We start from the raw sequence: 26,470 nt of genomic DNA, 5'->3' as shown, positions 1-26,470 counted from the left end.
TGCGCGACCTCGTCAAATCAGCTTAATCCTGATGCAGAAAAGCGTAGATCTCCTCTGCCATAGAGCGGCTTATGGTAGAGACTTTTGCGATTTCTTCAACACCGGCCCGCTCAATCTCCTGCAGCCCGCCAAAGTGCTTCAGCAACGCCTGGCGACGCTTGGCACCCACCCCCGGGATCTCCTCAAGCCGGGAGCGCCCCCGTGCCTTGCCGCGCCTTGCCCGGTGCCCGGTGATGGCAAAGCGGTGAGCTTCATCACGAATATGTTGCAGCAGGTGCAGCGCGCCACTTTCCGGCGGCAAGGCCAGTTCCGCTCCGTCAAGTATCAGCAACTCCATGCCCGCCTTTCGCGTAGGTCCTTTCGCCACGCCGAGCACACGCACCGAATCGATCTGCAGCGCCGCCAGGACCTGCTCTGCTTGCTTGACCTGCCCTTTACCGCCGTCGATCACCAGCAGGTCCGGCAGCGGCGCACCGCCTTTCTTCAGGCGGGTATAACGTCGGCTCAGGGCCGCATGCATGGCGGCATAATCATCGCCCGCGGTGATCTCTTCGATGTTAAAGCGGCGGTAGTCCGACTTTTTGGGCCCCTGGGCGTCGAAGACCACGCAGGACGCTACTGTCGCCTCACCGCTGGAGTGACTGATGTCGAAACATTCCAGCCGGGTGGGCAGGTTCTCCAGTTGCAAAAATTGCTGCAGCTCCACATAGCGGCGCTCGATACTTTTGCGGCTGGCAATCGAGGCGTTAATCTGGTGGTCGGCATTGCTTATCGCCAGGTCCAGCCAGGCTTTGCGCTGCCCTCGCACTCGGGTACGCAGGCTGACGCTTCTCCCCCGTTGGCGTGACAATGCATCGGCCAGTAAGTCGGCATCTTCGGGTTCATCGCTCAGAATCAGTTCCGGCGGCAGCGGATGGCTCTCATCGCCCAGATAATACTGCCCCACAAACAGCGCCAATAACGCACGATCATCGGTTTCAAGACTTAGCTTGGGATAGTGCGCCTTGCTTCCGACCACCCGACCACCTTTGACAAACAACTGGTGGATACAGGCACTACCAGCCTTGATACGTACGGCAAGAATGTCGGCATCACCGCCTTCGCCGCTTATACGCTGCTCCTCCTGCACCTTTTGCAGACTGATGATCTGATCACGCAACAGTGCAGCGGTTTCAAAATCAAGCGCGCTAGCCGCCTTCTCCATCTGCTTGGCCAGTTCGTCGGCAATCGACTGGTTCTTGCCTTCCAGAAACATCATTGCGTGGCGGGTGTCTTCGGCGTAGCGCTCGGGGCTGACCAGACCGACACAGGGAGCACTGCAGCGCTCGATCTGGTGCTGCAGGCAGGGGCGGCTACGATTACTGAAAAACGAATCCTCGCACTGACGGATGCGGAACACCTTCTGCAGTATATTGAGACTTTCTCGTACCGCTCCACCGCTAGGAAACGGGCCGAAATAACGCCCCTTCTTGCGCCGCGAACCACGGTGATACAGCAGCGCCGGGTATGGATGCTGCGTTGAAACGAAGATGTAGGGATAGGATTTGTCATCGCGCAGCAGAATGTTGTAGGGAGGACGCTGCTTCTTGATCAGGTTCTGTTCCAGCAACAGCGCTTCGGTTTCGCTGCCGGTTATCGTCACCTCTACGCGGGCTATTCGCTTGACCAGCGCCTCGGTCTTGACCGCCAGTCCGCTGGCGCGGAAATAGCTCGCCAGCCGCGCTTTGAGGTTCTTCGCTTTACCAACATAAAGAATGTCGCCCTTGGCGTCATACATCTGGTAGACGCCGGGGCGCTGGGTAACCCGGGCGAGAAAAGCCTTGGCATCGAAGGGGACGTTTGATTCCACGGCGCTCATAGGCGGCGCTCAGCGCTCCAGCTTGAAGTTCTTACTCTTCTGCATATGGAAATGAGTCGCCTCTTTGTGCAACCGCTCAAGCTGCTCGCGGGTTTCATCGGTGATACCCGCGCCCTGTGACAGCGACACCTCGAGATAAACCCCAATTTCGGCGTAGTAGTAAAGACGGGCATCAAAGGTTTTGGCGCGGCGAAGCTTGGCGACAGCGATGCTGGCGCCATTTACCAGAATCTTGTTGATATCGGTATCGGACACCGCCGGATGGCGATCTTGCTCTGACAAAGGCAATTGTGACGGATAGTTATCTCTCATCGGAGGCCGTTCTTATTGGTTATGTCTGGATTGACACATCTTAACATTAAACACCATCATACGGATTCGCAGCGTTAAAAAACAAAACCACAACAAGGAGTTCTCTCGGTGCCTCTGATCAGCGTGAATGAACTGGCGATCCTCATCGTAGAACCTTCGGTGTTTCAACAGAAGGTGATCTCACAGGAGCTGGCCGATTCCGGCTGTCAGACCATCGACTGCGTAGCGAGCAAGGCCGAGGCTCTCGACTTCATGCGCCGCTACTCTCCGGATCTGGTGGTTAGCGCCATGTATTTGCCGGATGGCGACGGGGTAGAGCTGGTGACGGCCATGCGCACCGATCCCAAGCTTGAGCGCATCCCCTTCATGCTTATTTCCAGCGAGACCCGCTTGGCCTCGCTGGAGCCGATCCGCCAGGCCGGATCGGTTGCCATCCTGCCGAAACCGTTTCGCCATGACGACCTCGAGCGGGCGTTGAAAGCAACGCTGGAATTTATCGATCCCGAGGAGCTGGAACTCGACGATTACGACACCCAGGAGATCAAGGTACTACTGGTGGATGACAGCGAGTTCGCGTTGAAACATATCGGCGTTGCACTTGAGGCGATCGGCATCCAGAAGATCGTCACCGCCCGCAATGGCACTGACGCATTGACCGCCATGCAAGCAGATACCTTCGATCTGGTATTTACCGACTTCAACATGCCGGGGATGGATGGCGGTCAGCTTACCCAGCAGATCCGCACCCACTCCAACCAGCCGTACGTTCCTATCCTGCTGGTCACATCCGAGCAGAACGAATCGCGCCTCGAAGGGGTGATGCAAGCCGGGGTGAATGCCATCTGCAGCAAGCCGTTCAGCCCCAGCCAGCTCAAAGGGCTTATCCACTCCATTCTCAGCGCCTGAGTCATGGTTCGCCGGCCTGATCTTTTTCGCCAGGCCGACGCGGACCTCAACTGGCTCGTTACCACGCCACCTCTGGCTCTGCTCGGTGATCCTCTGCCGCCGTGGATCACCAGTCTGGCGGAAATCACGCCGAGTTACCGCCGACTGCACGCCGCACAGAACGGCGCGACCATGTTGCCGCTGGGGCGCTATGCCGAACTGTTGCTGGGGGACGCGCTTGACGCTCACCCCGGGATTGCCGAATGCCTTACCAATCGGGTCGTTCGTGACGGTCGGCAAACAGTAGGTGAATTTGACTTTCTGATCCGCCCCAAGGGCTGCCGCGACTTCCACTTGCTGGAGTTTGCGGTCAAGTTTTATCTGGGCCTGCCCGCCCGTGCCGGAGTGCACGCTCCAGCTCCCCGCTGGCTGGGGTTAAACCCCCGTGACAGCCTGGAGCAGAAGCTGGAGCGTATGGCCCGGCACCAGTTGTTGCTGCCAGACCACCCCGCCAGTCGCGAACAACTGCAGCAGCGAGGAGTCCGCATCGTCGCGCGCTCCGGCTGGATTGCGGGCATACTGTTTTATCCGACGCTAGCTGATGACGCCATGCCAACACCGCCACCAGCGGTGCACGCAGGACATCAAAGGGGTTGGTGGGCCAAAGCCTCTAGCTGGGTGCCGCAGCAGGAAGTAACGATTAACCACCTCAGTCACCGGCACCAGTGGCTGGCAGGCGCTTGCATTGAGGACGAGACAAGCGTGGATAAGATCAGAACATACGCCGCGGAAAAGCCGCGGATGCTACGTTGCCGGCCCATCGCCGCCCACACTGAAAACGGCGCCAGCGAGCGTGCTGTTCTGGTTCCGGACCACTGGCCCGGAACCGCGTAGCGCGCTACTTTTGCAATCGTTTCAGCAAACTGGAAGTATCCCAACGGCCACCGCCCATCGCCTGAACGTCGCCGTAAAACTGATCCACCAGCGCCGTCACCGGTAGTTTGGCGCCGTTATTGCGCGCCTCATCAAGCACGATCCCCAGATCCTTGCGCATCCAGTCCACCGCAAAACCAAAATCGAACTGATCATCGATCATGGTTTTATAGCGGTTTTCCATCTGCCAGGATTGCGCCGCTCCCTTGGAGATCACCTCTATGACGGCGTGCTGATCCAACCCAGCCTGCCGGGCAAAGTGAAGCCCTTCAGCCAGCGCCTGCACCAAGCCGCCGATACAGATCTGGTTGACCATCTTGGTCAGTTGGCCAGCGCCGGAATCGCCCATCAAGCGGACCGATTTGGCAAAGCTGTCGATCGCCTTCTGTGCGCGATCAAACGCTGACTGATCCCCGCCGACCATCACCGTAAGCACGCCGTTCTCGGCCCCGGCCTGCCCTCCAGATACCGGGGCGTCCAGAAACGCCACCTTCTTTCCCGCTGCCTCCACGTAAAGCTCACGGGCAACATCCGCGGAGGCAGTGGTATGGTCGACAAACACGGTATCGGACGCCATTCCGGCAAACGCGCCCTCCTCACCCAGGGTTACCGAACGCAGATCGTCGTCGTTGCCAACGCAGCAAAACACCAGTTCCGCCCCTATAGCGGCAGCCCGCGGAGTCGGTGCAAAGGAGCCACCATGCTCTGCGGCCCACTGCTCAGCTTTAGCGGTGGTGCGGTTGTAAACGCAAACCTGATAGCCGGCTTTCTGCAGGTGCCCCGCCATGGGATAACCCATGACGCCGAGGCCAATAAAGGCTACACGTTGTCCACTCATCACTCTTCTCCTGTTAGGGGTTACTCGATAATAGCCGAGGCGGCAGCGACTGCCACTCCCCTGTCCATTGCAAAGCCCTGAGCGGCCAGCGCGCTCTCCAACGCCCCGAGGCAATGGAGAATGTTGCGCGGATTGCTGGCATGCCCCATCTGACCGATTCGCCATACTTTGCCGGCCAAAGACCCCAGGCCGGCACCAATCTCGATGCTGTTGCGGTTCAGCAACTGGGAGCGTACGGCGGCTTCATCGACCCCATCAGGCACGACCACGGTGTTGAGCTGAGGCAGACGGTACTCGGGTTCAACCAGTAGACTGAGTCCCATCGCTTCCAGGCCGGCGCGCAAGCCCTCGTGATTGCGCAGATGTCGCGCCCATGCCTGCTCCAACCCCTCTTCCTGCAGCACGACCAGCGCCTCATGCAGCGCATAGAGTGCATTGACCGGCGCAGTGTGATGGTAAGCGCGTTTAACCCCGCCACCCCAATAGCCCATCACCAGATTCTTATCCAGAAACCAACTCGGTACCGACGCCTTACGGGACTTGACCGCTGCCACGGCGCGTTCACTGAATGAAACAGGCGAAATACCGGGAGGACAAGAGAGGCACTTCTGCGTACCGGAGTAGACCGCATCGATTCCCCAGCCATCGACATCAAGCTCTATCCCCCCCAGGCTGGTGACCGCATCGACAATACTCAAGGCACCATGCCGGGTAGCCAAGGCGCACAGTGTCTCGGCATCTGAACGTACCCCGGTAGAGGTTTCCGCGTGCACAAAAGCCAGCGCCTTGACGTTGCTATGATCGGCGAAGGCTTGCTCGACCTTGGCGACATCAACGGGCGCACCCCAGTCATCCTCTACCAGAATGACCTGTCCCCCGAAACGCTCGACATTCTCTTTCATCCGGCCGCCAAACACGCCGTTGACACAGACAATGACTTTATCGCCGGGCTCCACCAGATTGACGAAGCAGGCTTCCATACCCGCCGAGCCGGGTGCCGAAACCGGCATGGTCAGCGGATTGCGGGTTTGGAACGCGAACTGCAGCAGCTCTTTGACCTCATCCATCATCCGCACAAATTCGGGGTCCAGGTGGCCAATAGTCGGCCGCGCCATGGCGGCAAGAACACGCGGACTGACATCGGACGGACCGGGACCCATAAGAGTGCGCTGGGGCGGGTAGAAAGGTTGAATCATGCAAGACCTCATCGTAACGTTCTGTTCGTTATAGTTTTATTCTGTACTGCCGTTCAGGCCGCAGCGTGACGCTCGCCAAGTTCCCGGACCATCTCGATCACCATGTTGGCCGAGTGAATGCCGGCCTGCTCGAGGAACTCCTTGAACGAGATGGAGGATTCTTTACCGGCAATATCTGACAGCGCGCGGAAAATAATAAAGGGCACATCAAAGCGGAAGCAGGTTTGCGCGATCGCTCCCGCCTCCATCTCCACGGCCAGCATCTGGGGAAACTTGGCCCGGGTTTCTGCAACCTTGTCAGGGCAGTTCATGAAAGCGTCGCCGGTGGCGATCAACCCCTTGACGGTCTTAACGTCATGGACCGTGCGGATGCTGGTTTCAGCAATGTCGACCAGCACCGGGTCCGGAGTAAACGCCGGGGGCATCTGCGGCACCTGGCCGTGTTCGTAGCCAAACACAGTCAGATCAAAGTCGTGCTGACGCACTTCGGACGAGATCACCACATCGCCGATCTCCAGCTCGGCGGCAAAACCGCCGGCCGATCCGGTATTGATAATGCAGTCGGGCGCAAACCGCTCCAGCATGATGGTGGTACCGATAGCGGCATTCACTTTGCCAATCCCCGACTTCAGCAGCACCACTCGCTGACCATTCAACTCACCGCTGTGGAACTCGTAACCCGCCAGAGTCAGATCCTCGCGCTGTTGCAGCTGTTCGCGAAGGTACTGCACCTCCTCCTCCATGGCGCCAATAACACCGATAACCAGTGAGCGCGGGTCGTTAAGGCGAGAACGAAAAGCATGGGCGGAATCAGTCGAGGTCATCGGGTTCTCCATTGTTTATCAGGGGGGCCGCCGGCGGAAGTTGCTGGGGCAGATTCAGGGTACCAAATAGCGGGCGCATCGCCTTGGGTAATGGCGATTCTATACACAGCGGCTCGCCGGTGAAGGGGTGCACTAGCTGCAGCCGAACGGCAAACAGCAGCAGCCGACGACTATTGAACTGGTCCCGGAACAACCGGTTGTGCTTGCCGTCGCCATAACGGGTGTCGCCAACTATCGGGTGCGAAAGGTGCTTCAGGTGACGGCGCAGCTGATGCTTGCGGCCGGTTTCCGGGATCAGTTTGAGCAGCGAATAACGGGCGCCCGGATAACGACCTACCGGGTAAGGCATCTCGGTCGTGCCCAGACACTCGTAGCGGGTGCGCGCCGCTTGCGGCGGGCGTTCCTGTTCGCCCCGTTCCATTTTCTCGCGGTTGTCCGACAACGGGTGGTCGATCACGCCGGAGTCCGGCAGGTAGCCGCGACACACCGCCAGGTACTCCTTTTGCACCTGCCGCTGGCGAAACGCCAGCTGCGCACGACTCGCCGCCTCAGAACTGAGGCCAAACAGCAACACACCTGCCGTGGGCTTGTCCAAACGGTGAATAGGATACACATGCTGGCCAATCTGGTTGCGCAGCAGCTGCAACGCAAAACGGCGCTCCGAGCGATCAATCTCGCTGCGATGAACCAGCAATCCCGCGGGCTTGTTGATAGCGATATAGTGGTCGTCCTGGTAAAGGACCCGAAGTAGACGCATCGAGGGCTCGATAAAAGGCGGCTGAATTCCCGGCACGGGAGCAAACATCTGGGCTATCTTAGGGGCGCCAACGGACAAGTCAACCACGACGACACTCGCTGCAACACCGCCACCACTCTGGTTCTGGCGATCAATAGTTGTTATAAGTTGGCAACTTATACCGCCGAACATAGTCTATAGGCCTAGCATGTTGCCATGCGGTATCTGACTCAACCAAGATGAGGAACGACGATGAACACACCCGAAGTGGCCGTATCCCGCACACAGAGTGCGGCGTACAGCACCAACAAAGTCATTCGAAACACCTACCTGTTGCTGGCGATGACGCTGGTATTCAGCGCCGTCACGGCGGGCGTTTCCATGGCGCTCCAGCCGGGTCCGCTGGTGTACTTCGGCAGCGTAATCGCCAGTTTCGTGATGATTTTCGTGATTAACCGGATGCAGAACTCCATCTGGGCTCTGCCGCTGACCTTTTTGTTTACCGGCCTGATGGGCTTTGGCCTGGGGCCGTTGCTCAACCACTACCTGGCGATGCCTAACGGTGGTGAAGTGATCATGACCGCCATGAGCATGACCGCCCTGACCTTCCTCGGCCTTAGCGCTTATGTGCTGACCAGCCGTAAGGATTTCAGCTTCATGGGTGGATTCCTGACCGCGGGTCTGATCGTGGTTGTGGTGGCCGTTCTCGCCAATCTGGTGCTGAGCATGTTTGGCGTCCATATCTCCGGCCTGCAGCTGGCGATCTCTGCGGCGGCGGTACTGCTGTTCTCCGGTTTTATCCTGTATGACACCAGCAATATCGTGAATGGCACTTACACCAATTACGTCATGGCGACCGTCAGCTTGTACCTCAATATCTACAACCTGCTGGTCCACCTGCTGCATCTGGTCGGTGTAATGAACGACGATTAACCACAGCTGACTGTAAAAGCCGGCCCCCGCTGTCGTAAGATAGCGGGGGCTTTTTTTATGCGGATGCCAACAATATGAAGATTGCCGTTTTGGTGTACGGCTCACCGACCGCCAGCTCAGCTGCCGCCACCGCGTATCGCTATGCACGCGCAGCCATTGGGCTTGGCCATCAGATCACCCGTGTGTTCTTTTACGGCGAAGGGGTACATGGCGCCTCTGCCCTGGCTGCGCCGCCGCAGGATGAGGTCAACTGGGGCCAACGCTGGCAGCAGCTGGCACAGGAGCATGAGATTGAGATGATCGTCTGCATTGCCGCCGCCCTGCGCCGCGGCGTACTTAACCAACAGGAAGCCCAGCGCCATGGTAAATCCGCTGCCAATCTGGCCGCAGGGTTCGAACTTTCAGGATTGGGGCAGTTGGCAGATGCTGCGCTTAACAGCGATCGACTGATCACCTTCGGAGGCTGAGTCATGAGCACCCCTGACAAGCAACTACTGGTGGTGGTCGGCGCAGGACCCCATAACGCCACTCGTGCGCGCGACGCGCTGGACCTGGTGCTGACCTCCGCGGCGTTCGAGATCGGCGTGGGGATCCTGTTTCGCGATGACGCCGTGTACCAACTATTACCGCAACAACAAGCCGACGCCATCGACGCCAAGAGCCTGGCGGCAAACCTGCAGGCCCTGCCGCTGTACGATGTTGAACAGCTGTACGCCCCGCGCAGCGCACTGGAAGCGAGGGGCCTCGACCCTGATAATTTGCTGCTTCCGGTGCAGCTGCTGGACGACAATGCCACCGCGGCGCTACTACACAGCTATGGACAGATTCTGAGTTTCTAACATGATTTTGCATACCGTAAATCGGGCTCCGGGCTCGCACGCCGCCTTGCAACAGTGTATTCAGGCACTGAGTGGCCCGGCTGCCCTGCTGCTGATCGAAGATGGTGTCTACGGCGCCACCCCGGCGTTTACCCGCCTGTTCCATCGACTGGACGGCACAGTCCACTGCTATGTGCTGGCCGCCGACCTGCAAGCCCGGGGCATCGATGCTCTCGTCGATGGGCGTTTTCAGGTCATCGATGACGCAGCCTTTGTGCAGCTGAGTCTCGACTGCGACAAGATGGTGGCCTGGTACTGATGGAACCACTGCATATCAACGGCCAGCAGATCGCGCTCGACCCTGAAGGTTACCTGCAGAATCTGGCGGACTGGAGCCCCGAGGTCGCCCGCCAACTGGCTCATGCAGAAGGGATAGAGCTACAGGATGAGCACTGGGAAATCATTGAGTTACTGCGTGATTTTTACGCCGAATATCAGCTCTCGCCAGCGATGCGAATTCTGGTCAAGCAGACTGGGATCCGCTACGGCAAAGAGAAAGGCAACAGCATGCACCTGCTGCGCCTGTTTCCCGGCAGCCCGGCCAAGCTGGCCAGCAAGCTGGCCGGACTACCCAAACCCAGCAACTGTTTGTGAGCTGTCATGACCGCCCCATCCGCTCCGGTTATCACCTTCGTAGGCATCGGCCTGATGGGCCAGCCGATGGCCACCAACCTGATCAAACATGGCTTCTCCGTTTGCCTGTGGAACCGAACCTTAGCCAAGGCCGCCGCGCTCGCCAGCAATAACGCCCGGGTAGTAGCAGAGTTATCCCAAGCACTGACCGAGGCCGACGTGGTGATCACCATGTTGGAAAGCGGGCCCGTTGTCGATGCGCTGCTGTACCAGAGCGAGGCCTACACCCATGCACGCGCCGGCACGCTGTTCATCGACATGAGTTCCATACCGCCTGCCATGGCACAACGGCACAGCCAGCTTCTCAATAAACATGGCTGCCACCACCTGGATGCCCCCGTCTCGGGCGGCACCGTGGGAGCCGCCGAGGCTACGCTCTCCATCATGGCTGGCGGCAGTCGCGAGGCGTTCACGCAAGCACAGCCGCTGTTCGACGCCATGGGCACACCGCACTACATCGGCCCCAGTGGCAGCGGCCAACTGGCCAACTGGCCAAGCTTGCCAACCAGGCCATTGTCGGCATCACAATCGGTGCGGTGTCTGAAGCGCTGCTACTGGCTGAAGCCGGAGGCGCCGATCCTAAAGCAGTACGCAAAGCGCTCAGCGGCGGGGTTGCTGGCAGCCGCATTCTGGAACTGCATGGTGAGCGCATGATTGAGCGCGATTTCACTCCCGGGGCCCGGGCGACAGTGCAACTCAAGGATATGGACACCATCGTCGCCAACGCCGAGGCACTGGGGGTTGAACTACCCCTTTCTCGCCAGACTCAGCAGCTCTACCGGGCGATGGTTGACAACGGCATGGCCGACCTCGATCACAGTGCACTTTCCTGCAGCTGCAGTCGCTGCGCCGGGGCGAGGGCCTGAAGTGATGCGATTCTGCGCCAACCTGAGTTTGTTGTTTACAGAACTACCCTTGGCAAAGCGCTTCGCCGCCGCGGCCGACTGTGGTTTTGAAGGCGTTGAGATCCAGTTTCCCTATCCGCTGCAACCGGATGCCCTCGCCGAGCTGCTGAATCAGAACAGCCAGCAACTGGTGCTGTTTAATCTGCCTGCGGGAGACTGGGATAGTGGCGAACGCGGTATCGCCTGCCACCCGGACCGAGTCGATGAGTTCAAACGCGGGGTCGAGCTTGCACGGCGCTACGCCCGAGCTACCGGCTGTTTACGGATCAACTGCCTGGCCGGTATTCCGCCGGCGGCTGTTACCACCGCCGACGCCGAACAGACATTGATCGCCAACCTTGCCTATGCTGCCGACAATCTGGCCGCTGACGGCCTGCAGCTGTGCGTCGAGCCGATCAACAGTCGCGATATTCCGGGCTTTCTACTCAACCGCTCCGACCAGACCGCGGCGCTGCTGGAACGGGTCGGCAGAGCCAATCTGCGCCTTCAGTACGACATCTACCATATGCAGATCATGGAGGGTAATCTCAGCAACCGACTGGCCGAGCTACTGCCGATTATTGGCCATATTCAGCTGGCAGATGCCCCCGGCCGTCACCAGCCGGGCACCGGCGAGATCAACTTCCCCAATCTGCTCAACCATTTGGATCGCTTGGGGTATACTGGCTGGATCGGCTTGGAGTATCTACCCTTGCAAGCAAGCGCAGCCAGCTTTGGCTGGATGGAAACCTTACCGGAACAGCTTAGGAACAGGCGATGACCGATAAAGCAACCGCGGAACAACAGCACGACGCCAACGACCAGCAGATGCAGTGGGCGACCTTCAAATTAGCCGACGAATTTTACGGCATCAATGTGATGCAGGTGAAAGAGGTGTTACGCCTGACCGAGATAGCCCCGGTCCCCGGTGCCGCGCCCTATATCCTTGGCATCATCAATCTGCGCGGCAACGTCATCACCGTTGTCGATACCCGCACCCTGTTTGGCCTGGAGCGCAGGGACAACAGCGACGACAGTCGCATTATCGTCATTGAGCTGGAAGACCAGGTCATTGGCATGCTGGTCGATGCCGTGGCGGAAGTAATCTACCTGCGGCAGTCTGAAATAGAGCGCGCACCCAATGTCGGCACCGAAGAGAGCACCAAGTTTATTCAGGGTGTCAGCTACCACAACGACGAACTGATTATCCTGCTCGACCTCAACCGTATGATCGACGACGGCAATAGCGACTTCTGACCGTTAGCTGCCCAGATGCACCGCGATACGGCGACGATGATTGCCGTGCCGGTGCTCCCAGCAATACACCCCTTGCCAAGTGCCAAGCATCAGCGCCCCGCCTTGCACCGGAATCGACAGACAGCTGCTGGTCAGCGCCGACTTGATATGCGCCGGCATATCGTCGTCGCCCTCCAGAGTATGGGTATAGAGCGCGTCCCGCTCCGGTACCAACCGGCACAACCAGCGCTCCAGATCCTGCCGTGCACTAGGGTCAGCGTTTTCCTGAATGGTCAGACTGGCGCTGGTATGCTGAATCAGCAGACTGCAAAGCCCATCAGTAACACCACTTCTGCGCACCATGGCCTGCAGCGCATCGGTGAACTCGTATAACCCCTGACCCCGGGTCACCACTTCCAGCTCATCTACCATTAACATCCTCTCCGTCCAGCGGCAGAAACAGACCGTTGCTCCACACACCAAGGCGCTCAACGCCGGCAACGGTGGCGGGTTGCGCCAGCTCCACCAACTGATAAAACACGTTGCGGCCGATACGCGCGTGCAAACCATCGCGGATCATCAGGTAAGGACGCGGCTCGCCATCGCTATCCTCTACCCACAGCCGGTGCGCCGGACCAGCCTCGACCGCATCGCCGGTGCGGGTGAGAAACAACAGACGCTGCGTTCTGCCCTCACCTTCGTGCTGCAGTTGACTGACCAGCAACGGCGCATCCTCCACCGTGATCCGCTGCTTCTCCGCCGGAGTTACCAGATAGTAGCCATCAGGATCTCGGCGCAGGATCGACGCAAACAGAGTCACCAGCGCTTCACGCCTTATAAGCTCACCTTCATGAAACCAGTCGCCGTTGGCCGCTATCCGGATATCAATAACGCCCGAACGCGACGGCTGCCAACGAGCTACCGGATGGCTTTTCTGCGCCGGCAGCTGGCTGAGAAATCGGTCAAGCGGACTGTCTGTAGTCACAACGACAACACCCCATCAACATAAAACGATAATCAGCCACTATAGCAACTCTCTGCAGCCCGTTCACAGGGGCTAATCGACACACTTTATTCAACGATTCACGCACCAAGAACGCGACATGACGAATTAAAGTAACCTGAATGATTAAATTATCTCACCATTGAGGCCGTCAAACACCATGTAGTAAAACTTCATACTTCGCGTTCGATAGCGCTAAAAAACCAAGATTATCAAGCCTTAAGTCGTAGATTATCGTAACCATTAATAACTTTAATGTAGTTTTACTACATAACCCTGTTCAAAATACGTACACTTCGCCCTACTTAATTTAAGGATTAAGCCACCATCGGTCGGTAAAGACCGAATCGCAGCCACAGATGACCGAGGAATGCTTATCGTGACTGCGCATGCCACCCGGCACAGATAACAACCGGGGGCGCGAGGCCCGGAATGTTCCTGCCTCGCAAACCAATAAAAACGCAGGTTCCTACACAGGAGGACAGATGCCCATGTTTCAGGTACGAATTCATGGTCGCGGCGGACAGGGTGCCGTATCGGGAGCAGAAATGCTTTCGGTCGCAGCTTTTCTGGAAGATAAACACGCTCAGGCATTCCCGAGTTTTGGTTCGGAACGCATGGGTGCTCCCGTTGTGGCGTTCTGCCGGGTAGACAACAAAGAGATTCGTCTGCGCGAGCCGGTTCTGGAGCCCGACGCACTACTCGTTCAAGATCCCTCATTGTTCAACTCCGTCGATGTTTTTGCCGGTCTCAAGGCTGACGGTTACCTCATCATCAACACCGCCAAGTCGCTTGATGACCTGGGCATCGGTGATGCGGCTCGCCAACTGCCTGAAGGGCATGTCTGGACAGTAGCGGCCACCGAGCTGGCGGTCCAGCACGTTGGCCGTCCCTCGCCCAACGCCTGCATGATCGCTGCTCTGGCCCGCGCCAGCGGGGCTATCAAACTGGAATCAGTCACCTCTGCCATTCGTAAGAAGTTTCCTGGCACGGTGGGTGAAGCCAACGTGGTTGCGGCTCAGGCTGCTTTCGACAACGCCAAAGCATTCAAATAAGGAGAATCGACCATGTTGAAACAGATGGAAGGTTCCATGGCGGTTGCCGAAGCCGTCGCCCTGGCGCGCCCAGAAGTGATCTGCGCCTATCCCATCACCCCGCAAACCCACATCGTGGAAGGTCTGGGGGAGATGGTTAAATCGGGCCAGTTGGAGAACTGCGAATACATCAACGTTGAGTCCGAGTTTGCGGCGCTGTCCGTCGGCATTGGCTCATCTGCCGCCGGTGCCCGCACCTACACCGCCACCGCCAGCCAGGGGATCCTGTTCATGGCTGAAGCGGTCTACAACGCCTCCGGTCTCGGCCTGCCGATTGTAATGACCGTCGGCAACCGCGCCATCGGTGCACCGATCAACATCTGGAACGACCAGAGCGACTCCATGTCCATGCGTGACGCTGGCTGGATTCAGCTATTCTGCGAAACCAACCAGGAAGCGGTGGATGTCCATATCCAGGCGTTCAAGATCGCTGAAAAGCTGTCGGTGCCGGTCATGGTCTGTATGGACGGCTTTATCCTGACCCACGCCTACGAGCGTATCGACATGCCCGAACAGGCGCAGATCGATCAGTTCCTGCCTCCGTTCACTCCCCGTCAGGTGCTGGACCCGGCCAACCCGGTCTCCATGGGCGCCATGGTTGGCCCAGAGGCGTTCACCGAAGTACGCTACCTGGCCCACCGTCGTCAGATGGACGCGCTGGAGCTGATTCCGCAGGTAGCCAAGGAGTACGCCGAGATTGTCGGTCGTGACTCCGGCGGCCTGATCAGCACCTACAAGGCCGACGACGCCGAAACCCTGGTAATCTCGCTCGGCTCCGTAATCGGTACCATCAAAGACGTGATCGACCAGCGTCGTGAGGAGGGCGAGAAGATCGGCTGTGTGGCCATTCGCTCCTTCCGTCCGTTCCCGATCGCCGAGATCCGCAAAGCCTGCGCTAACGCCAAACGTATCGTGGTGCTGGAGAAATGCTTTGCCGTGGGCATGGGCGGTATGGTCGCCTCCAATGTGCGTATGGCGCTGTCCACCCAGCCGGTGCCGGTTTACAACGTCATCGCCGGCCTCGGTGGTCGCCCGATCACCCAGAAGTCCCTGCATAACCTCTTCAACGAAGCCGCCGCCGACACCCTGGAAGGCCTGCACTTCCTCGATCTCAATAAGGAGATTGTCGAGCGTGAACTGGAGCGCGAGCGCCTGGACGAATGTTCCGGCTCCGTGGCTGAAAACATCCTGCGCGATATCGGCGCTGTCGCCGCCAGCAAGGTGTGAGGAGGGATTACACATGACTCAACAAGTTAAGTTCTACCAGACCGGCACCTATACCGTCGGCAACCGTCTGCTGGACCAGGATCAGCGTACCGTGCAGTCCAGCCTGGACCGCTCCAACGCTCTGGACTCCGGTCACCGCGCCTGTCAGGGCTGCGGCGAGGCACTGGGCGCCCGTTTCGCCATCGATGCCGCCATGCGCGCCACCGACAACCAGTTGATCGCCTGTAACGCCACTGGCTGCCTGGAGGTGTTCACCACCCCCTACCCCGAAACCGCCTGGCAGATGCCCTGGATCCACTCGCTGTTCGGCAACGCCGCAGCCGTGGCCACCGGTGTCGCCGCCGCACAACGGGTCAAAGGCAAGAAAGAAGTCCGCGTCATCGCCCAGGGCGGCGACGGCGGCACCACCGATATCGGCTTTGGCTGTCTGTCCGGCATGTTCGACCGTAACGACGATGTGCTTTACATCTGTTACGACAACCAGGCTTACATGAACACCGGTGTACAGCGTTCTTCCGCTACCCCGCCGGCGGCCCGCACCGCCACCACCATGCCGGTCGGCCCCAACCCGGGTAACGAATTCGGCCAGGGCAAGAACGTACCGCTGGTCGCCATGGCCCATGGCATTCCCTACGTAGCGACGGCTTCCGTGCACGATCTGCACGATCTGGAACGTAAGGTCACCAAGGCGATGAGCATGCGCGGTGCCCGCTACATCCAGATCTTTGTCCCCTGCCCGCTGGGCTGGGGTTCCAAGCCCTGCGACTCCATCAAGCTGGCCCGCATGGCCGCCGAATGTGGCCTGTGGCCGCTGTTTGAAGCGGAGGATGGTGAGATCACCGCCTCAACCAAGCTGCGCAAGCCTGCCCCGGTTAACGGATACCTGAAGCTGCAGCGCCGCTTTGCCCACATGTTCAAGCCCGGCAACGAAGCCCAGCTGGAAGGCATGCAGGCCCTGGCCGACAAGAACATCGCCAAATTCGAGCTGCTGGAAGAGAAGGGAGACGAAGAATGAACAAGCCATTTGCAATAACTCTCGACGTCGGCACCAGTCTGGTCAACCACACCGGCAGCTGGCGTACCGAGCGCCCCCAGTATGTCAATCGCATTCCGCCGTGCAACAAAACCTGTCCGGCCGGAGAGAACATCCAGCAGTGGCTGTTCCACGCTGAGGAAGGCAACTACGAACAGGCGTTCAAAACCATCATGCAGGACAATCCTTTCCCCACCATCATGGGCAGGGTTTGTTACCACACCTGTGAGAGTGCCTGTAACCGCAAGGACGTCGATGAGTCCGTTGGCATCAACGCCGTCGAGCGATTTATTGGCGACGAAGCGCTGCGTCACGGCTGGACCGTGGAATGCGCCCCCGATAGCGGCAAAAAGGTTATGGTGATCGGTGCTGGCCCTAGCGGTCTGTCCGCGGCCTACCACCTGCGTCGCCTGGGCCACAGCGTCACCGTGTTCGAAGCCGCGCCCAAGGCCGGCGGTATGCTGCGTTACGGCATTCCCAAGTACCGCCTGCCCCGCGAAAAGCTGGCCGGTGAGATCAAGCGGATCGAGGACCTGGGCGTTGAGATCAAGACCAACACCCCGGTCGCCAACGTAGCCGAAACCATGAAAGACGGCGGTTTCGATGCCTGCTTTCTGAGCTTCGGCGCCCACGTTGGCGGCTCCGTGGACCTGCCCACCGACGGCAGCGTGCCGATGTTCGACGCCGCCACCGTGCTCAAGGATCTGGAAAACGAGCAGCAGCCGGCGCTGAACGGTCACGTAGTGGTTTACGGTGGTGGTAACACTGCTATGGACGTTGCCCGTTCTGCCACCCGCATGGGCGCGCTCAGCGTCACCGTGGTTTACCGCCGTGACCGCAACATGATGCCGGCTCACGAGCTGGAAATTCATGAAGCGCTGGAAGAAGGCGTACAGATCGCTTGCCTGCGCACCATCACCAGCATCGCCAACGGCGAGTTGGAGCTTGAAGTGATGGTCACCGGCGAAGACAACCGTCCCGTGGCTACCGGCCAGACCGAAACCATACCGGCCAGTGTGTTGGTACAGGCTGTCGGTCAGTCCGTCGACCTGAATCCGCTGGACGGGCTCGACGACATCGACGTCAAGGGCGGCGTGGTACTGGTCGGCAAGGATATGCAGACCGGCGCCAAGGGGGTGTTCGCCGGCGGCGACATGGTGCCCTCCGAGCGCACCGTCACCGTCGCCATTGGCCACGGCAAGAAGGCCGCCAAGAATATCGACGCGTTCCTCAACGGCCAGATCTTCGTGGCTCCTGAGAAGCATGACGATGCGTCCTATGGCAACCTCAATACCTGGTACTACTCCGACGCACCGCGCTCGGTCCGCCCGGTACTGGACGTGGCCCGTCGGCAGTCCGGCTTTGCCGAAGTGGTTGGCAACCTGGATGAACAAACGGCCCAGTATGAAGCCCGTCGTTGCATGAGCTGTGGTAACTGTTTCGAGTGCGACAACTGCTACGGTGTCTGCCCCGACAATGCCATCACCAAACTCGGTCCGGGCAAAGGGTTTGAGTTCAAGTACGACTACTGCAAGGGCTGCGGCATCTGCGTATCCGAATGCCCCTGTGGTTCCATCGAGATGATACCGGAAGATATCTGATCGATCGCGACAGCGAGCAACGCATTAAACGCCCTCTCCGGAGGGCGTTTTTTTACGTGCCGGATGCCGCGATCGCGAGAATGCGCGACAGCGTCTACGGACTCGCTCTGCCGGCAGAAAACTACGCCCACCTTTTATTTCATGATCGCCGTCCAGGGGGCGATTGCGGCGGTCGCTGATCCACTGACTACACTTAGCCTCAAACGGTGCTAGCCAGCGCCAGCCTCAGCCCTAGATGGAGCGCACAAGATGACCCTGCCTATCGACGACCTCGGCACAATCACCACCCTGCTGGACCGCTTTAACACCTGGCGCCTGCCGCGTCTGCTGGCAATCAAAGAGCGAGTTGATAGCGGCGAGCGGTTGAGCGATGAAGACCTGGCCACCCTCGATCGAATGATTAAAGACGCACGTTCCATTCATCCACTGGCCGACAAACACCCCGAATATCAGGGGTTCTACGCCAAGGTAAGCGCGCTGTACAAAGCGATCGTGGATCAGGCCACCGCTAACAGCCTAACACTCCAGAACAAGACAATGGCCAGAGGGAAGATAACGGCAATGCAGGGCAGCGACCGTAGCAAAGCTTCTGCGCGCAGTGACACGCTCACAGACAGATAAAAGGGAGTGATGCGGCTGCAACAGCGCGGCCCCCTCGGGCGTTTGCCGCAGTTGCCAAATCAGCGGGGCCAGAAACAGTTCCGCCAGTGACAAGTGCTCACCGGTCAGCCAGTCGTGAGGTTGCTGCTCTAACAGTGCGGACAGATGCACCAGCGAAACCTCGACCTCCGGTGTTGAAGCCGTCACCGCAGCCCGGTTAACGCCACCGTCCGGGCCGCGCGGAAAGACATAGTGGCTCACCAGATTGGAGATACAGGTACGATGCAGATAGCTGCCGACGATGCTGATCCACTGCTCCATACGCGCAGCACTGAAGGGGGTTTGCGGAACCAAGACCGGATCCGGCTGCAGCCGATCCAGATAGCGACAGATCGCTGAGGTTTCAAACAGCACTCCCCCGTCGCACTCGAGCGCGGGGATTTTTCCAAAGGGGTGGATCTTGCGATGGGTCAGGGATTGCAGCGCTGCCGGGGTATCATGCCCCTCAACCCGCAACTGGTAGCCGATCCCCTTCTCTTCGCAGGTCAAGATCACTGTCTGGACGAAATGACTGATGGGGGTACCGATCAGGGTAACAACAGGGCGAGGCATAGACAGCTTCCGGTGCGACCAATATTGGCGTCAATGATGCGCCAATTTGAACCCAGTTTCAGCCGCCATCCCGCTGCTCGCTGGTCGCTCGGGTCACCGTCACTGCACGCCGTTTCTTGCGCATCGACAACCACAAACCGACCAGCCCCACAGGGCCAAGCATCCCCCAGGCAAAGCCTCTTGCAGGAAGGTCGTGCCAAGCCCCCAAAAACGCACAGACAAGCAGCGAAATAGCCCATACCTCGATCAGTCCGAAAACCATAAGCCCTCCCTTGCTGCATGCTATGTCACACTGAAATGGTAGGGCTATAGGGCGGTTTTGTATCTAGGGCTATTTCTGAAAAACCAACCGTTGTTGACCAAACCGCCAGCAATAGCGGTAAAAGCTGCGTTTACTGCATTACAATGGACATTTAATAAGCATCATCTAAAGTAGCAGTTAGGATCAATAAGGCGAGCGCGTCATGAGAGTTTACGACAGGGATCTGACCCCGTTCACCGTGGTTATCGCTACCATGGGCGCCACCACGCTGGTGGCCTTCGTAACTGCCGCGGTGATGTTGTTCAACACCCTGATCAATGGCCAGCCTGCCAGCTTCAACCTGATCTTTGCGACCGGCCTGTTGTGCGTGCTGGCCATCGAACTGGGCGTGGGAACCTATCTCAACATCGGCTACGATGCCGAAGAGCAGGCACGGCTACCCTCTTAACCTGCAGCAGATCGCCAGCAACGGTCTGGCCAGCCTCCTCCCCATATTGTCTGAGCTATAGTGATGGCGATTACCTGACTAGGAGTCCCTGTGGAATTTGCACTCATCCCTTATATTCTGTTTTTGTTCCTGATCGGCTACTGGGCGTCTCGTTGGAATCGGTCCGTTATCGTCTGGTGTCTGATTGCGCTACTACTTTCTCCGGTTGTTGCCGCTATTCTCCTGCTGATCTTCGGCAACAACCGACCCCAATGCCCAGCCTGCAGAGCCCATGTGGACCCTGAAGCATCAAAGTGCCGCCACTGCGGCAGTGCCTTGTAGAGGGTTCGTTCAGCGCCGTCATACGGGCTCCCCCTTAGTTCGACTCCCATCCCCCCACCTAACGGGCGATAGCGTTCGCATCCGTCGATTGCAGCCCTTACTCATCACCCTACTCCAGAACTCAGGCTCATTTGAATCTGGAACGTTCGACATGATAGAGGCTTGAACTGGAGATCATGCCATGAAGCGATCCCATTATACTGAAGAGTAGATTGCCGTCGCCCAGACGCAGACCGCGCCTAAGTTCCATTACCAGCCTTCACCGTAGAATCATTCGCAAGCTTCACGACGCCGGCACCCGTACGACCTTCCCCCGGGTGGATCTCGCAGGGTTTCACGATGACTCGGTTTTTCTATAATAGCTTCACACATTCGACGCATTGTTAAAAAGCTGGTGCAACGGGGTTCCGTTAAAGTCTTGAACCTCAATCTCAGGCTTTTCTCAAGGTGATAGACATGAGGCGGTGGTTATCTTCTGCAGTGGCGGGTACGTTCTTCGGGTTAGGTGCAATGGTTGCTCAGGCTGAAACGATCCGATTGGCGGTGACCGATCTGGTGGGCATGGAAGATAAGCACCGGCAACAACAGGGTGGCTTATCTGACCGACACCTTTGGCTTGCCAGAGCAGACTGCCGCCGCGCTTGGGCGCGTAACTATCGATTTTCTTATTGTTGATTGCACGCATCCTCCGGGCGGCTCACCAACCAACCATAATGATCTAACCCGCGCGATAAAGTTGGTTGACGCTCTAAGACCCTCGACGACGTTATTAACCCATATCAGTCACCGGATGGATGCATGGATGCAAGCAAATCCAAACTCTTTGCCCGCTAATGTCATCGCTGCGACAGACGACCTCTCCCTGATCCTGAGTTGAGCATCAGCACTAGGTAATAGTGCCAACTAATGATGCGGTGCCATGGTGTTACATGTGCCGTCTCAAAAGTCCGGCTGCCGAAAAAAGATCAATGGACATGATCTAAACTAGATTCAGTTTTTGCACGCTCACCATTCCTAGGAGCTATTGTTTATGCGGATATTAACGGTCGGCATTATCCTTGCCACACTTACCCTGCCTGCACAGGCGGAAGTGATCAAAATCCCAGACCAAAGCGGCTTTTCCGGCTTTTTGTCCGCCGGCGTAAAATATGCCGAGCTTGCGTCGAACACCGTCGCCGGCAACAAGTCGGACAAACTGAGCCGCGACGTCATCACATCACTGGACGCTCCGGATAGCAAAGATACCGGTGGCGTGTCGTTCAACTTCGACCTCCGCTATACCCTTGCTGAGCATCGCACCCAGTTCTTTCTGGGGACGTTGATTCAGGACGCGCTCCGATTCGACTTTTCAACCCAGCTGGGTGTCCGGCGGGAGTTCGGCGATAAAGGAATCGTTGCCGCTAGCTATCTGTTCTCGACTTTCCCCGCAGAGGTCTATGCCGACCCCTTTCTGACCGGCTCGCCACGCCAGAAAAGCGAACTTGATTCGTCGGGAGTCAGGCTAAGCTGGGAAGACATCATGGGTTCTGGCTTCGCTGCCAGCATTAGCGCACGGGATCAGGACCTTGATAGCGAACTAAGCGGCCAGTCCGTGGGCGGCCTGACCGCCGCAGAACGACGCAGTCTGGATCGCAACGGCGACCTGACAACGATCGAACTTTCCTATAACTGGGTAATCGCCAAGGGGCAACTACTGACCCCGGCCATCATTCACCGTAGCTATGACCTCGATGGCGACTCCGTTTCGCGCGATGGAACCCTGCTGCAACTCACCTATGCCTACAGGACGCAGAACTATTCATTCCTCACCAACCTGTTGGTGGGACAGTATGATTATGATGCGGGCAACCCCGTCTTTGGCGGTCAAAAGGGAGATTCCGATGAACTGGGGATTTCGGCCACGTTCTTCCTGCACAGACTGGCCGACATCGAATCGCTGACGGGCTATGCTTCCGTGGCCTATTTTGATTCTGATTCAGATATCGATTTCTACGATCAAGATGCCAACACAGCCAGCGTCGGGGTTATCTGGCGTTTCAATTAACCGGCATTACCGGTGCACTGCGAAGCAATCAAGACCATTCGCGGGCGGTGGCGCGTCACGAACGTAGCCACCCCCGCGTCCGGATGGCATATTCATACCCGCCACCAAGCTGCTGAACCAGCGGGGCAAGAACCGTGATTGCATGTGTGGAATGCGGCCTCGTAGTCCGGCTACCCCCACTGGGGGATGGCGGTAAAGCCCAGTGCCCGCGCTGCAGTCACACGCTGACCAAGATCGCGTCCGCCCCTTACCAAACGGCCTTGGCGGTATCTACCGGGGCGCTGATTGCCCTGGTGTTCAGCCTGTCGTTACCTTTCATGTCGTTCAGCGTACAAGGTTTATCCCAGCAGATAACCTTGCTGCAAGCTGCTGAGATGATGAGCGAATACGAGAACATTTTGCTGGGCCTGCTGCTTTTCAGCACGGTTATTGTGCTGCCGACACTCTATATCGGCATGATTTTTTATCTCCACCTCAAAGCATTACAGTCCAGAAAACGCAAACTCGGCACAGCTGAGAGCCGTTTGGCCATAGCACTGTGCCGGTTGGTTTTCCGAATTGAGCCCTGGCTGATGGTGGATGTGTTTCTTATCGGTGTGCTGGTGAGCCTGATCAAAATCGCCTCGCTGGCAGATGTCGGCATGGGGCATGCGTTCTGGGCCTTCTGCCTATTTACTGTACTGGTGGTGAAGTGCGTAGCACTGGCGGATCGTCACTGGCTCTGGCAGCATTTTGTACCGTCCACTGTCCCCCACGGAATCAAGGTGGGAGATACCCACGACACTGGCAATCATGCAAGTTGTCAGCTCTGTCATCATGTCAACCCGCTTGCTGGCAATGCCCCCGCTAAGTGTCGGCGTTGTGGCAGTGCTCTGCACCCGTTTAATCCGACGATCAATCTGCAGCACGCCTGGGCGCTTCTTATCGCAGCGATCATCTTTTACCTCCCAGCCAATTTCTATCCGATGATGTTTACCGTCAGCCTTGGCCAGCAGGAGGGTTCCACCATCATGGAGGGCGTTATTCTGCTTTGGGAGCTGGGCTCCTACCCCATTGCGCTGGTGATATTCATTGCCAGCGTGTTTATCCCCATCGCTAAGATGCTGGCGCTTGGCTGGCTTTATCTGCAAGCGCAAAGCGCCAGGCGGCTCCCTCCTCAACAGACTCTCTGGCGCTTGCGGATCTACCGCATAACCGAGTTCATTGGCCGCTGGTCCATGATCGACATTTTTGTCGTCGCGATTCTGGTCGCCTTGGTGCAGCTCCAGAACCTGATGGCGATATATCCCGGTCCCGCTGCGCTCTATTTCGCCGCGGTCGTGATCCTGACGATGCTGTCAGCCAAAGTATTCGATTCCCGGACTCTCTGGCCAACCGCACCCATCCCCTATCCTGCAGAGCATCCAATTCATGGCTGATGATAACCACCTGACAGCACAGGTAACCGAGCGCAACCAGCTTTCTGCGGTGTGGATCATTCCTCTGCTCGCGTTGGCCATGGGCGCATGGATGCTCTACCAGTACATCAACAGCAGCGGGCCAGAAGTGACACTTAAATTGAGGTCCGCCGACGGCATCGAGGCAGGCAAGACACCGATAAAAGCGCTGAACGTCAAAGTCGGTGTGATCACCGCTGTTACCCTGAGCGAGAACTACGACTACATCCTGGCCACCGCCCAGATGAATAAGGACGCCAGTCGCATGCTGCGCAAAGACAGCCTGTTTTGGACCGTCAAGCCCCGCATTGGGCGCGAGGGCGTATCTGGATTGGAAACACTGCTCTCCGGCGCTTATATCCAGTTACAACCGGGAGTATCCAGCGTCGCCGAAGATAGCTTCACCGTTCTTGATCTGCCCCCGGTGGCGGCGCCGGACACCAAGGGGCTGCGGCTGTCGTTGACCCACAGAGAAGCGGAAAAGTTGGGCGTTGGCGCTCCGGTCATCTATGAGGGCTTTACTGTGGGCAGGGTGGAGGAAAGCCACTACGACGTGAATGAGAAGCAAGCCATCTACCAACTGTTTATATTTGCCCCCTACGACCGCCTGGTTAACACTGGGTCGCGCTTCTGGTTAAGTTCCGGAGTCGACCTGCGGTTCAACGCCGAGGGGTTTGAAGTCAAACTGGCATCGCTGGAGAGCTTGCTCAGGGGCGGCGTCACTTTCGGTGACATGGACCCGACCGAGCAAGGCGAACCCATCACCCAGCAACTGACCCGGTTCCGCCTGTACGACGACCTCGACCAGGTCCGCGAAGGACTGTTTGATCACTACCTTGAGTACGTCATGCTGTTCGACGAGTCGGTCAGGGGCTTGCAGCCGCTGGCGCCGGTCGAGTATCGCGGTTTACGTATTGGCACCGTAAAGCAGCTGCCCCTGCGCAGCCGCATGTCGCGTGACCTGCCGGACATCGATACCTCCAATGGCGGCTTGGACTCCAAAAAAATCCCGGTTTTGGTCAGTATCGAGGTGGAGCGGCTCTATAATCAGTCAGACTCTGATGATTTGACCGCGTTTGAAGCCCTCATAGATCAAGAGTTTGGTCGCGGCCTCAGAGGCACACTGAAGATAGGAAACCTGGTAACCGGGGCGCTCTTCATCGATACCGATTTTCACCCGGACGAGGCCGCTCATACCCCACAGACCTTCGCCGGCTATCCGGTGTTTCCCACCAAACAGGGCAGCTTTGCCGAAGTGCAAAAACAGATCATGGATCTGGCCCGAAAGCTCAACAGTCTGCCGCTGGAACAGACCATCAGTTCACTTAACCGAACGCTAGCCTCATCCGAACGCGCGGTGACAGCGGCCGAGCAGCTGGCGCAGGAGGCTCGGATCCTGCTGCAGCAGCAGGATATCACCGCACTGCCCGCCGAACTCAGGCAAAGTCTGCAGCAGCTAACCACGACTCTGAGCGGCTTTGATCCGGAATCAGCGTCCTACCAGCAACTGACCGACGCGCTGGCCGAAGTTACCGCGCTGATCCAACAGTTGCGCCCTATCGCCCGCCAATTACATGAGAAGCCCAATGCGTTGATCTTTGGCAACAGCCGACCCGATCCAATTCCGACCAAAGGGCAGCCGCAATGAGAACATGGACGATTGTTCTATTTATTATTCTTCTGAACGGCTGTGCCGGAACCGGGAATAACGCAACGTTGCCGGTCTACTATCTGTTGCCACTGCCGGAACAGGCACTTGTGGATAAAGCCCTCCCTGACAGTGCCCCCTTGCTACTGGTCGCGCGGATCGAACTTGCCGATCATCTGCGCCAGCCCGGTATCGTCTATGCCACCTCGACAACCGAGGTCGTCAACGCCCGCCTGCATCAATGGGCGAGCCCAATCGCTGGACAACTGTCACAACGGCTGTTGACGGACCTGAGGCACAAGCAAGACCTGTATCGGATAGAGCCAACAAGCGAACGCACAGGAAACATCGCAGCGGCCACCCTCCACCTCAGGCTCACGAAGCTTAACGGGGTCCATACCGGACATGCCGAGCTACGCGGTGAATGGGCAATAACCGCGTCAGGGAGCAGCGCCACACACAGCTCCGGTTTTGACATCAAGGTAGCGCTGACGGAGGACGGCTACCCTGCCCTGGTTGAGGCGCTATCCCTGGCTGTTGACCAATTGACGACAGCGATAGCAGCCGATCTCCAATAATAGCCAATCCGATAGAATCTAAGCTTGGATGCGTCAGCTATGTGCCCAAGGCCGACAAGAGCACGTTTCTCTATCAGCTCTTGTTCCCCTATTCTCTGAAATCACCGACAAGGAGGGCTTAGCTTTACGGATTTCGGTCCGACCGGAAAAAGGGAACCTAGTTTTTTTAAGGACAACGCAGGAGCAGAGAGCAACGCTTCCTAAGCGACGGTTACTAATGCTCTAGAGGACAAGAACAGCACCAACCACTTGGTGATATATAGGTGACACGACCTAAAAACAAAAAACCCGAGACTTTCGCCTCGGGTTTTAAGCGACTGATTTAACAGTCTGAATTTGGTAGGACTAGGCAGATTCGAACTGCCGACCTCTACCATGTCAAGGTAGCGCTCTAACCAACTGAGCTATAGTCCTGTC

32 protein-coding genes and 1 tRNA gene are annotated in these 26,470 nt (G+C 58.0%); 22 read left to right on the top strand and 11 right to left on the bottom strand.

Annotated elements, in window-relative coordinates; translation table 11 throughout:
- Positions 1-22 precede the first annotated feature (22 nt).
- Complete coding sequence (gene uvrC, locus JJQ76_RS02660) at positions 23-1,858, bottom strand: excinuclease ABC subunit UvrC (protein ID WP_210395090.1); 1,836 nt, start codon at positions 1,856-1,858, stop codon at positions 23-25.
- Positions 1,859-1,867: 9 nt separating this feature from the next.
- Entirely contained in the window at positions 1,868-2,170 is a 303-nt protein-coding gene (locus JJQ76_RS02655) for an excinuclease ABC subunit C (RefSeq protein ID WP_210395089.1), read from the bottom strand.
- A 108-nt stretch (positions 2,171-2,278) separates the two neighbouring features.
- On the opposite strand from JJQ76_RS02655, the gene JJQ76_RS02650 reads away from it, so the two are divergent.
- Both JJQ76_RS02650 and JJQ76_RS02645 read left to right on the top strand, forming a co-directional pair.
- Positions 2,279-3,076 carry a response regulator gene (locus tag JJQ76_RS02650; protein ID WP_210395088.1) on the top strand — a complete coding sequence of 266 codons (798 nt, stop codon included), beginning with the start codon at positions 2,279-2,281 and terminating at the stop codon, positions 3,074-3,076.
- Positions 3,077-3,079: 3 nt separating this feature from the next.
- On the top strand, positions 3,080-3,949 hold the full coding sequence (locus JJQ76_RS02645) for a DUF1853 family protein (RefSeq protein ID WP_210395087.1): 870 nt from the start codon (positions 3,080-3,082) through the stop codon (positions 3,947-3,949).
- 4 nt (positions 3,950-3,953) lie between these two features.
- Here the strand turns inward: JJQ76_RS02645 and JJQ76_RS02640 are convergent, their stop codons facing one another.
- Genes JJQ76_RS02640 through JJQ76_RS02625 form a run of 4 tightly spaced genes read right to left on the bottom strand, consistent with a single transcriptional unit; the run spans position 3,954 to position 7,603 of the window.
- Positions 3,954-4,826, bottom strand: coding sequence for an NAD(P)-dependent oxidoreductase (locus tag JJQ76_RS02640; protein ID WP_210395086.1), 873 nt, complete (start codon positions 4,824-4,826; stop codon positions 3,954-3,956).
- Positions 4,827-4,846: 20 nt separating this feature from the next.
- Complete coding sequence (locus JJQ76_RS02635) at positions 4,847-6,022, bottom strand: pyridoxal-phosphate-dependent aminotransferase family protein (RefSeq protein WP_246480027.1); 1,176 nt, start codon at positions 6,020-6,022, stop codon at positions 4,847-4,849.
- Between the two features lie 53 nt (positions 6,023-6,075).
- Positions 6,076-6,846 (bottom strand): 5'-methylthioadenosine/S-adenosylhomocysteine nucleosidase, encoded by a 771-nt coding sequence (mtnN, locus tag JJQ76_RS02630; protein ID WP_210395085.1) that lies wholly within the window; start codon positions 6,844-6,846, stop codon positions 6,076-6,078.
- Positions 6,833-7,603 (bottom strand): pseudouridine synthase, encoded by a 771-nt coding sequence (locus JJQ76_RS02625; RefSeq protein ID WP_210395084.1) that lies wholly within the window; start codon positions 7,601-7,603, stop codon positions 6,833-6,835. The genes mtnN and JJQ76_RS02625 overlap by 14 nt, the downstream gene beginning before the upstream one ends.
- Positions 7,604-7,834: 231 nt before the next feature.
- Here JJQ76_RS02625 and JJQ76_RS02620 point away from each other — a divergent pair, with 231 nt between their 5' ends.
- From JJQ76_RS02620 to JJQ76_RS02585, 9 genes are all read left to right on the top strand, one after another.
- Positions 7,835-8,515, top strand: a complete 681-nt coding sequence (locus JJQ76_RS02620) for a Bax inhibitor-1/YccA family protein (protein WP_210395082.1) — start codon at positions 7,835-7,837, stop codon at positions 8,513-8,515.
- A 74-nt stretch (positions 8,516-8,589) separates the two neighbouring features.
- Positions 8,590-8,982 carry a sulfurtransferase complex subunit TusD gene (gene tusD, locus JJQ76_RS02615; protein WP_210395080.1) on the top strand — a complete coding sequence of 131 codons (393 nt, stop codon included), beginning with the start codon at positions 8,590-8,592 and terminating at the stop codon, positions 8,980-8,982.
- A 3-nt stretch (positions 8,983-8,985) separates the two neighbouring features.
- Positions 8,986-9,354, top strand: a complete 369-nt coding sequence (tusC, locus tag JJQ76_RS02610; RefSeq protein WP_210395078.1) for a sulfurtransferase complex subunit TusC — start codon at positions 8,986-8,988, stop codon at positions 9,352-9,354.
- Position 9,355: 1 nt separating this feature from the next.
- A complete protein-coding gene (tusB, locus tag JJQ76_RS02605) occupies positions 9,356-9,652 on the top strand; it encodes a sulfurtransferase complex subunit TusB (protein ID WP_210395077.1) in 297 nt (98 codons plus the stop codon).
- Positions 9,652-9,987 carry a TusE/DsrC/DsvC family sulfur relay protein gene (locus JJQ76_RS02600; protein WP_210395076.1) on the top strand — a complete coding sequence of 112 codons (336 nt, stop codon included), beginning with the start codon at positions 9,652-9,654 and terminating at the stop codon, positions 9,985-9,987. The genes tusB and JJQ76_RS02600 overlap by 1 nt, the downstream gene beginning before the upstream one ends.
- 6 nt (positions 9,988-9,993) lie before the next feature.
- Positions 9,994-10,680, top strand: a complete 687-nt coding sequence (locus tag JJQ76_RS18190; protein WP_343232470.1) for an NAD(P)-dependent oxidoreductase — start codon at positions 9,994-9,996, stop codon at positions 10,678-10,680.
- Positions 10,563-10,892: an NAD-binding protein gene (locus tag JJQ76_RS17835; protein WP_343232469.1), complete on the top strand. Its 330-nt coding sequence runs from the start codon at positions 10,563-10,565 to the stop codon at positions 10,890-10,892. The genes JJQ76_RS18190 and JJQ76_RS17835 overlap by 118 nt, the downstream gene beginning before the upstream one ends.
- Positions 10,893-10,896: 4 nt before the next feature.
- Positions 10,897-11,691 carry a hydroxypyruvate isomerase gene (gene hyi, locus JJQ76_RS02590; protein WP_246480114.1) on the top strand — a complete coding sequence of 265 codons (795 nt, stop codon included), beginning with the start codon at positions 10,897-10,899 and terminating at the stop codon, positions 11,689-11,691.
- Positions 11,688-12,167 (top strand): chemotaxis protein CheW, encoded by a 480-nt coding sequence (locus JJQ76_RS02585; RefSeq protein WP_210395072.1) that lies wholly within the window; start codon positions 11,688-11,690, stop codon positions 12,165-12,167. The genes hyi and JJQ76_RS02585 overlap by 4 nt, the downstream gene beginning before the upstream one ends.
- 3 nt (positions 12,168-12,170) lie before the next feature.
- Here JJQ76_RS02585 and JJQ76_RS02580 read toward each other — a convergent pair whose 3' ends face one another.
- Entirely contained in the window at positions 12,171-12,578 is a 408-nt protein-coding gene (locus JJQ76_RS02580) for a secondary thiamine-phosphate synthase enzyme YjbQ (protein ID WP_210395070.1), read from the bottom strand.
- Positions 12,568-13,131, bottom strand: coding sequence for a DUF1285 domain-containing protein (locus tag JJQ76_RS02575; protein ID WP_210395068.1), 564 nt, complete (start codon positions 13,129-13,131; stop codon positions 12,568-12,570). The genes JJQ76_RS02580 and JJQ76_RS02575 overlap by 11 nt, the downstream gene beginning before the upstream one ends.
- A 503-nt stretch (positions 13,132-13,634) precedes the next feature.
- Between JJQ76_RS02575 and JJQ76_RS02570 the strand changes: the two genes are divergently transcribed.
- The 5 genes from JJQ76_RS02570 (at position 13,635) to JJQ76_RS02550 (ending at position 18,725) form a co-directional block, all read left to right on the top strand.
- On the top strand, positions 13,635-14,204 hold the full coding sequence (locus JJQ76_RS02570; protein WP_210395066.1) for a 2-oxoacid:acceptor oxidoreductase family protein: 570 nt from the start codon (positions 13,635-13,637) through the stop codon (positions 14,202-14,204).
- A 12-nt stretch (positions 14,205-14,216) separates the two neighbouring features.
- Positions 14,217-15,470: a transketolase C-terminal domain-containing protein gene (locus JJQ76_RS02565; RefSeq protein WP_210395065.1), complete on the top strand. Its 1,254-nt coding sequence runs from the start codon at positions 14,217-14,219 to the stop codon at positions 15,468-15,470.
- A gap of 13 nt (positions 15,471-15,483) precedes the next feature.
- Positions 15,484-16,485 (top strand): thiamine pyrophosphate-dependent enzyme, encoded by a 1,002-nt coding sequence (locus JJQ76_RS02560; RefSeq protein ID WP_210395064.1) that lies wholly within the window; start codon positions 15,484-15,486, stop codon positions 16,483-16,485.
- Positions 16,482-18,104 (top strand): NAD(P)-binding protein, encoded by a 1,623-nt coding sequence (locus JJQ76_RS02555; RefSeq protein WP_210395063.1) that lies wholly within the window; start codon positions 16,482-16,484, stop codon positions 18,102-18,104. Before JJQ76_RS02560 ends, JJQ76_RS02555 begins: the two co-directional genes overlap by 4 nt.
- A gap of 249 nt (positions 18,105-18,353) precedes the next feature.
- On the top strand, positions 18,354-18,725 hold the full coding sequence (locus JJQ76_RS02550) for a hypothetical protein (protein ID WP_210395062.1): 372 nt from the start codon (positions 18,354-18,356) through the stop codon (positions 18,723-18,725).
- Here the strand turns inward: JJQ76_RS02550 and JJQ76_RS02545 are convergent.
- Both JJQ76_RS02545 and JJQ76_RS02540 read right to left on the bottom strand, forming a co-directional pair.
- Positions 18,621-19,316 carry a glutathione S-transferase family protein gene (locus tag JJQ76_RS02545; protein WP_210395061.1) on the bottom strand — a complete coding sequence of 232 codons (696 nt, stop codon included), beginning with the start codon at positions 19,314-19,316 and terminating at the stop codon, positions 18,621-18,623. The genes JJQ76_RS02550 and JJQ76_RS02545 overlap by 105 nt on opposite strands.
- Positions 19,317-19,374: 58 nt before the next feature.
- Positions 19,375-19,578, bottom strand: coding sequence for a hypothetical protein (locus JJQ76_RS02540; protein WP_210395060.1), 204 nt, complete (start codon positions 19,576-19,578; stop codon positions 19,375-19,377).
- Positions 19,579-19,780: 202 nt separating this feature from the next.
- Between JJQ76_RS02540 and JJQ76_RS02535 the strand changes: the two genes are divergently transcribed.
- The 6 genes from JJQ76_RS02535 (at position 19,781) to JJQ76_RS02510 (ending at position 26,053) form a co-directional block, all read left to right on the top strand.
- The gene (locus JJQ76_RS02535) at positions 19,781-20,026 is read left to right on the top strand and encodes a hypothetical protein (protein ID WP_210395058.1); all 246 of its coding nucleotides are present in this window, start codon (positions 19,781-19,783) and stop codon (positions 20,024-20,026) included.
- Between the two features lie 871 nt (positions 20,027-20,897).
- Entirely contained in the window at positions 20,898-21,224 is a 327-nt protein-coding gene (locus JJQ76_RS02530; protein WP_343232479.1) for an MBL fold metallo-hydrolase, read from the top strand.
- A 153-nt stretch (positions 21,225-21,377) separates the two neighbouring features.
- On the top strand, positions 21,378-22,391 hold the full coding sequence (locus tag JJQ76_RS02525) for a DUF2860 family protein (protein WP_210395054.1): 1,014 nt from the start codon (positions 21,378-21,380) through the stop codon (positions 22,389-22,391).
- Positions 22,392-22,525: 134 nt separating this feature from the next.
- Positions 22,526-23,809, top strand: a complete 1,284-nt coding sequence (locus tag JJQ76_RS02520) for a PqiA/YebS family transporter subunit (RefSeq protein WP_343232468.1) — start codon at positions 22,526-22,528, stop codon at positions 23,807-23,809.
- Positions 23,802-25,475, top strand: coding sequence for an intermembrane transport protein PqiB (gene pqiB / locus JJQ76_RS02515; RefSeq protein ID WP_210395051.1), 1,674 nt, complete (start codon positions 23,802-23,804; stop codon positions 25,473-25,475). Before JJQ76_RS02520 ends, pqiB begins: the two co-directional genes overlap by 8 nt.
- A complete protein-coding gene (locus JJQ76_RS02510; protein ID WP_210395049.1) occupies positions 25,472-26,053 on the top strand; it encodes a PqiC family protein in 582 nt (193 codons plus the stop codon). The genes pqiB and JJQ76_RS02510 overlap by 4 nt, the downstream gene beginning before the upstream one ends.
- 337 nt (positions 26,054-26,390) lie before the next feature.
- Here JJQ76_RS02510 and JJQ76_RS02505 read toward each other — a convergent pair.
- Positions 26,391-26,467: transfer RNA gene (locus JJQ76_RS02505), tRNA-Val, on the bottom strand.
- Positions 26,468-26,470: the final 3 nt, after the last annotated feature.

It is taken from the genome of Motiliproteus sediminis (assembly GCF_017912535.1).
Taxonomy (GTDB): Bacteria; Pseudomonadota; Gammaproteobacteria; order Pseudomonadales; family Balneatricaceae; genus Motiliproteus; species Motiliproteus sediminis.
Note: the sequence above shows the minus strand (reverse complement) of the source record. Positions and strands in the feature narration are given on the sequence as shown.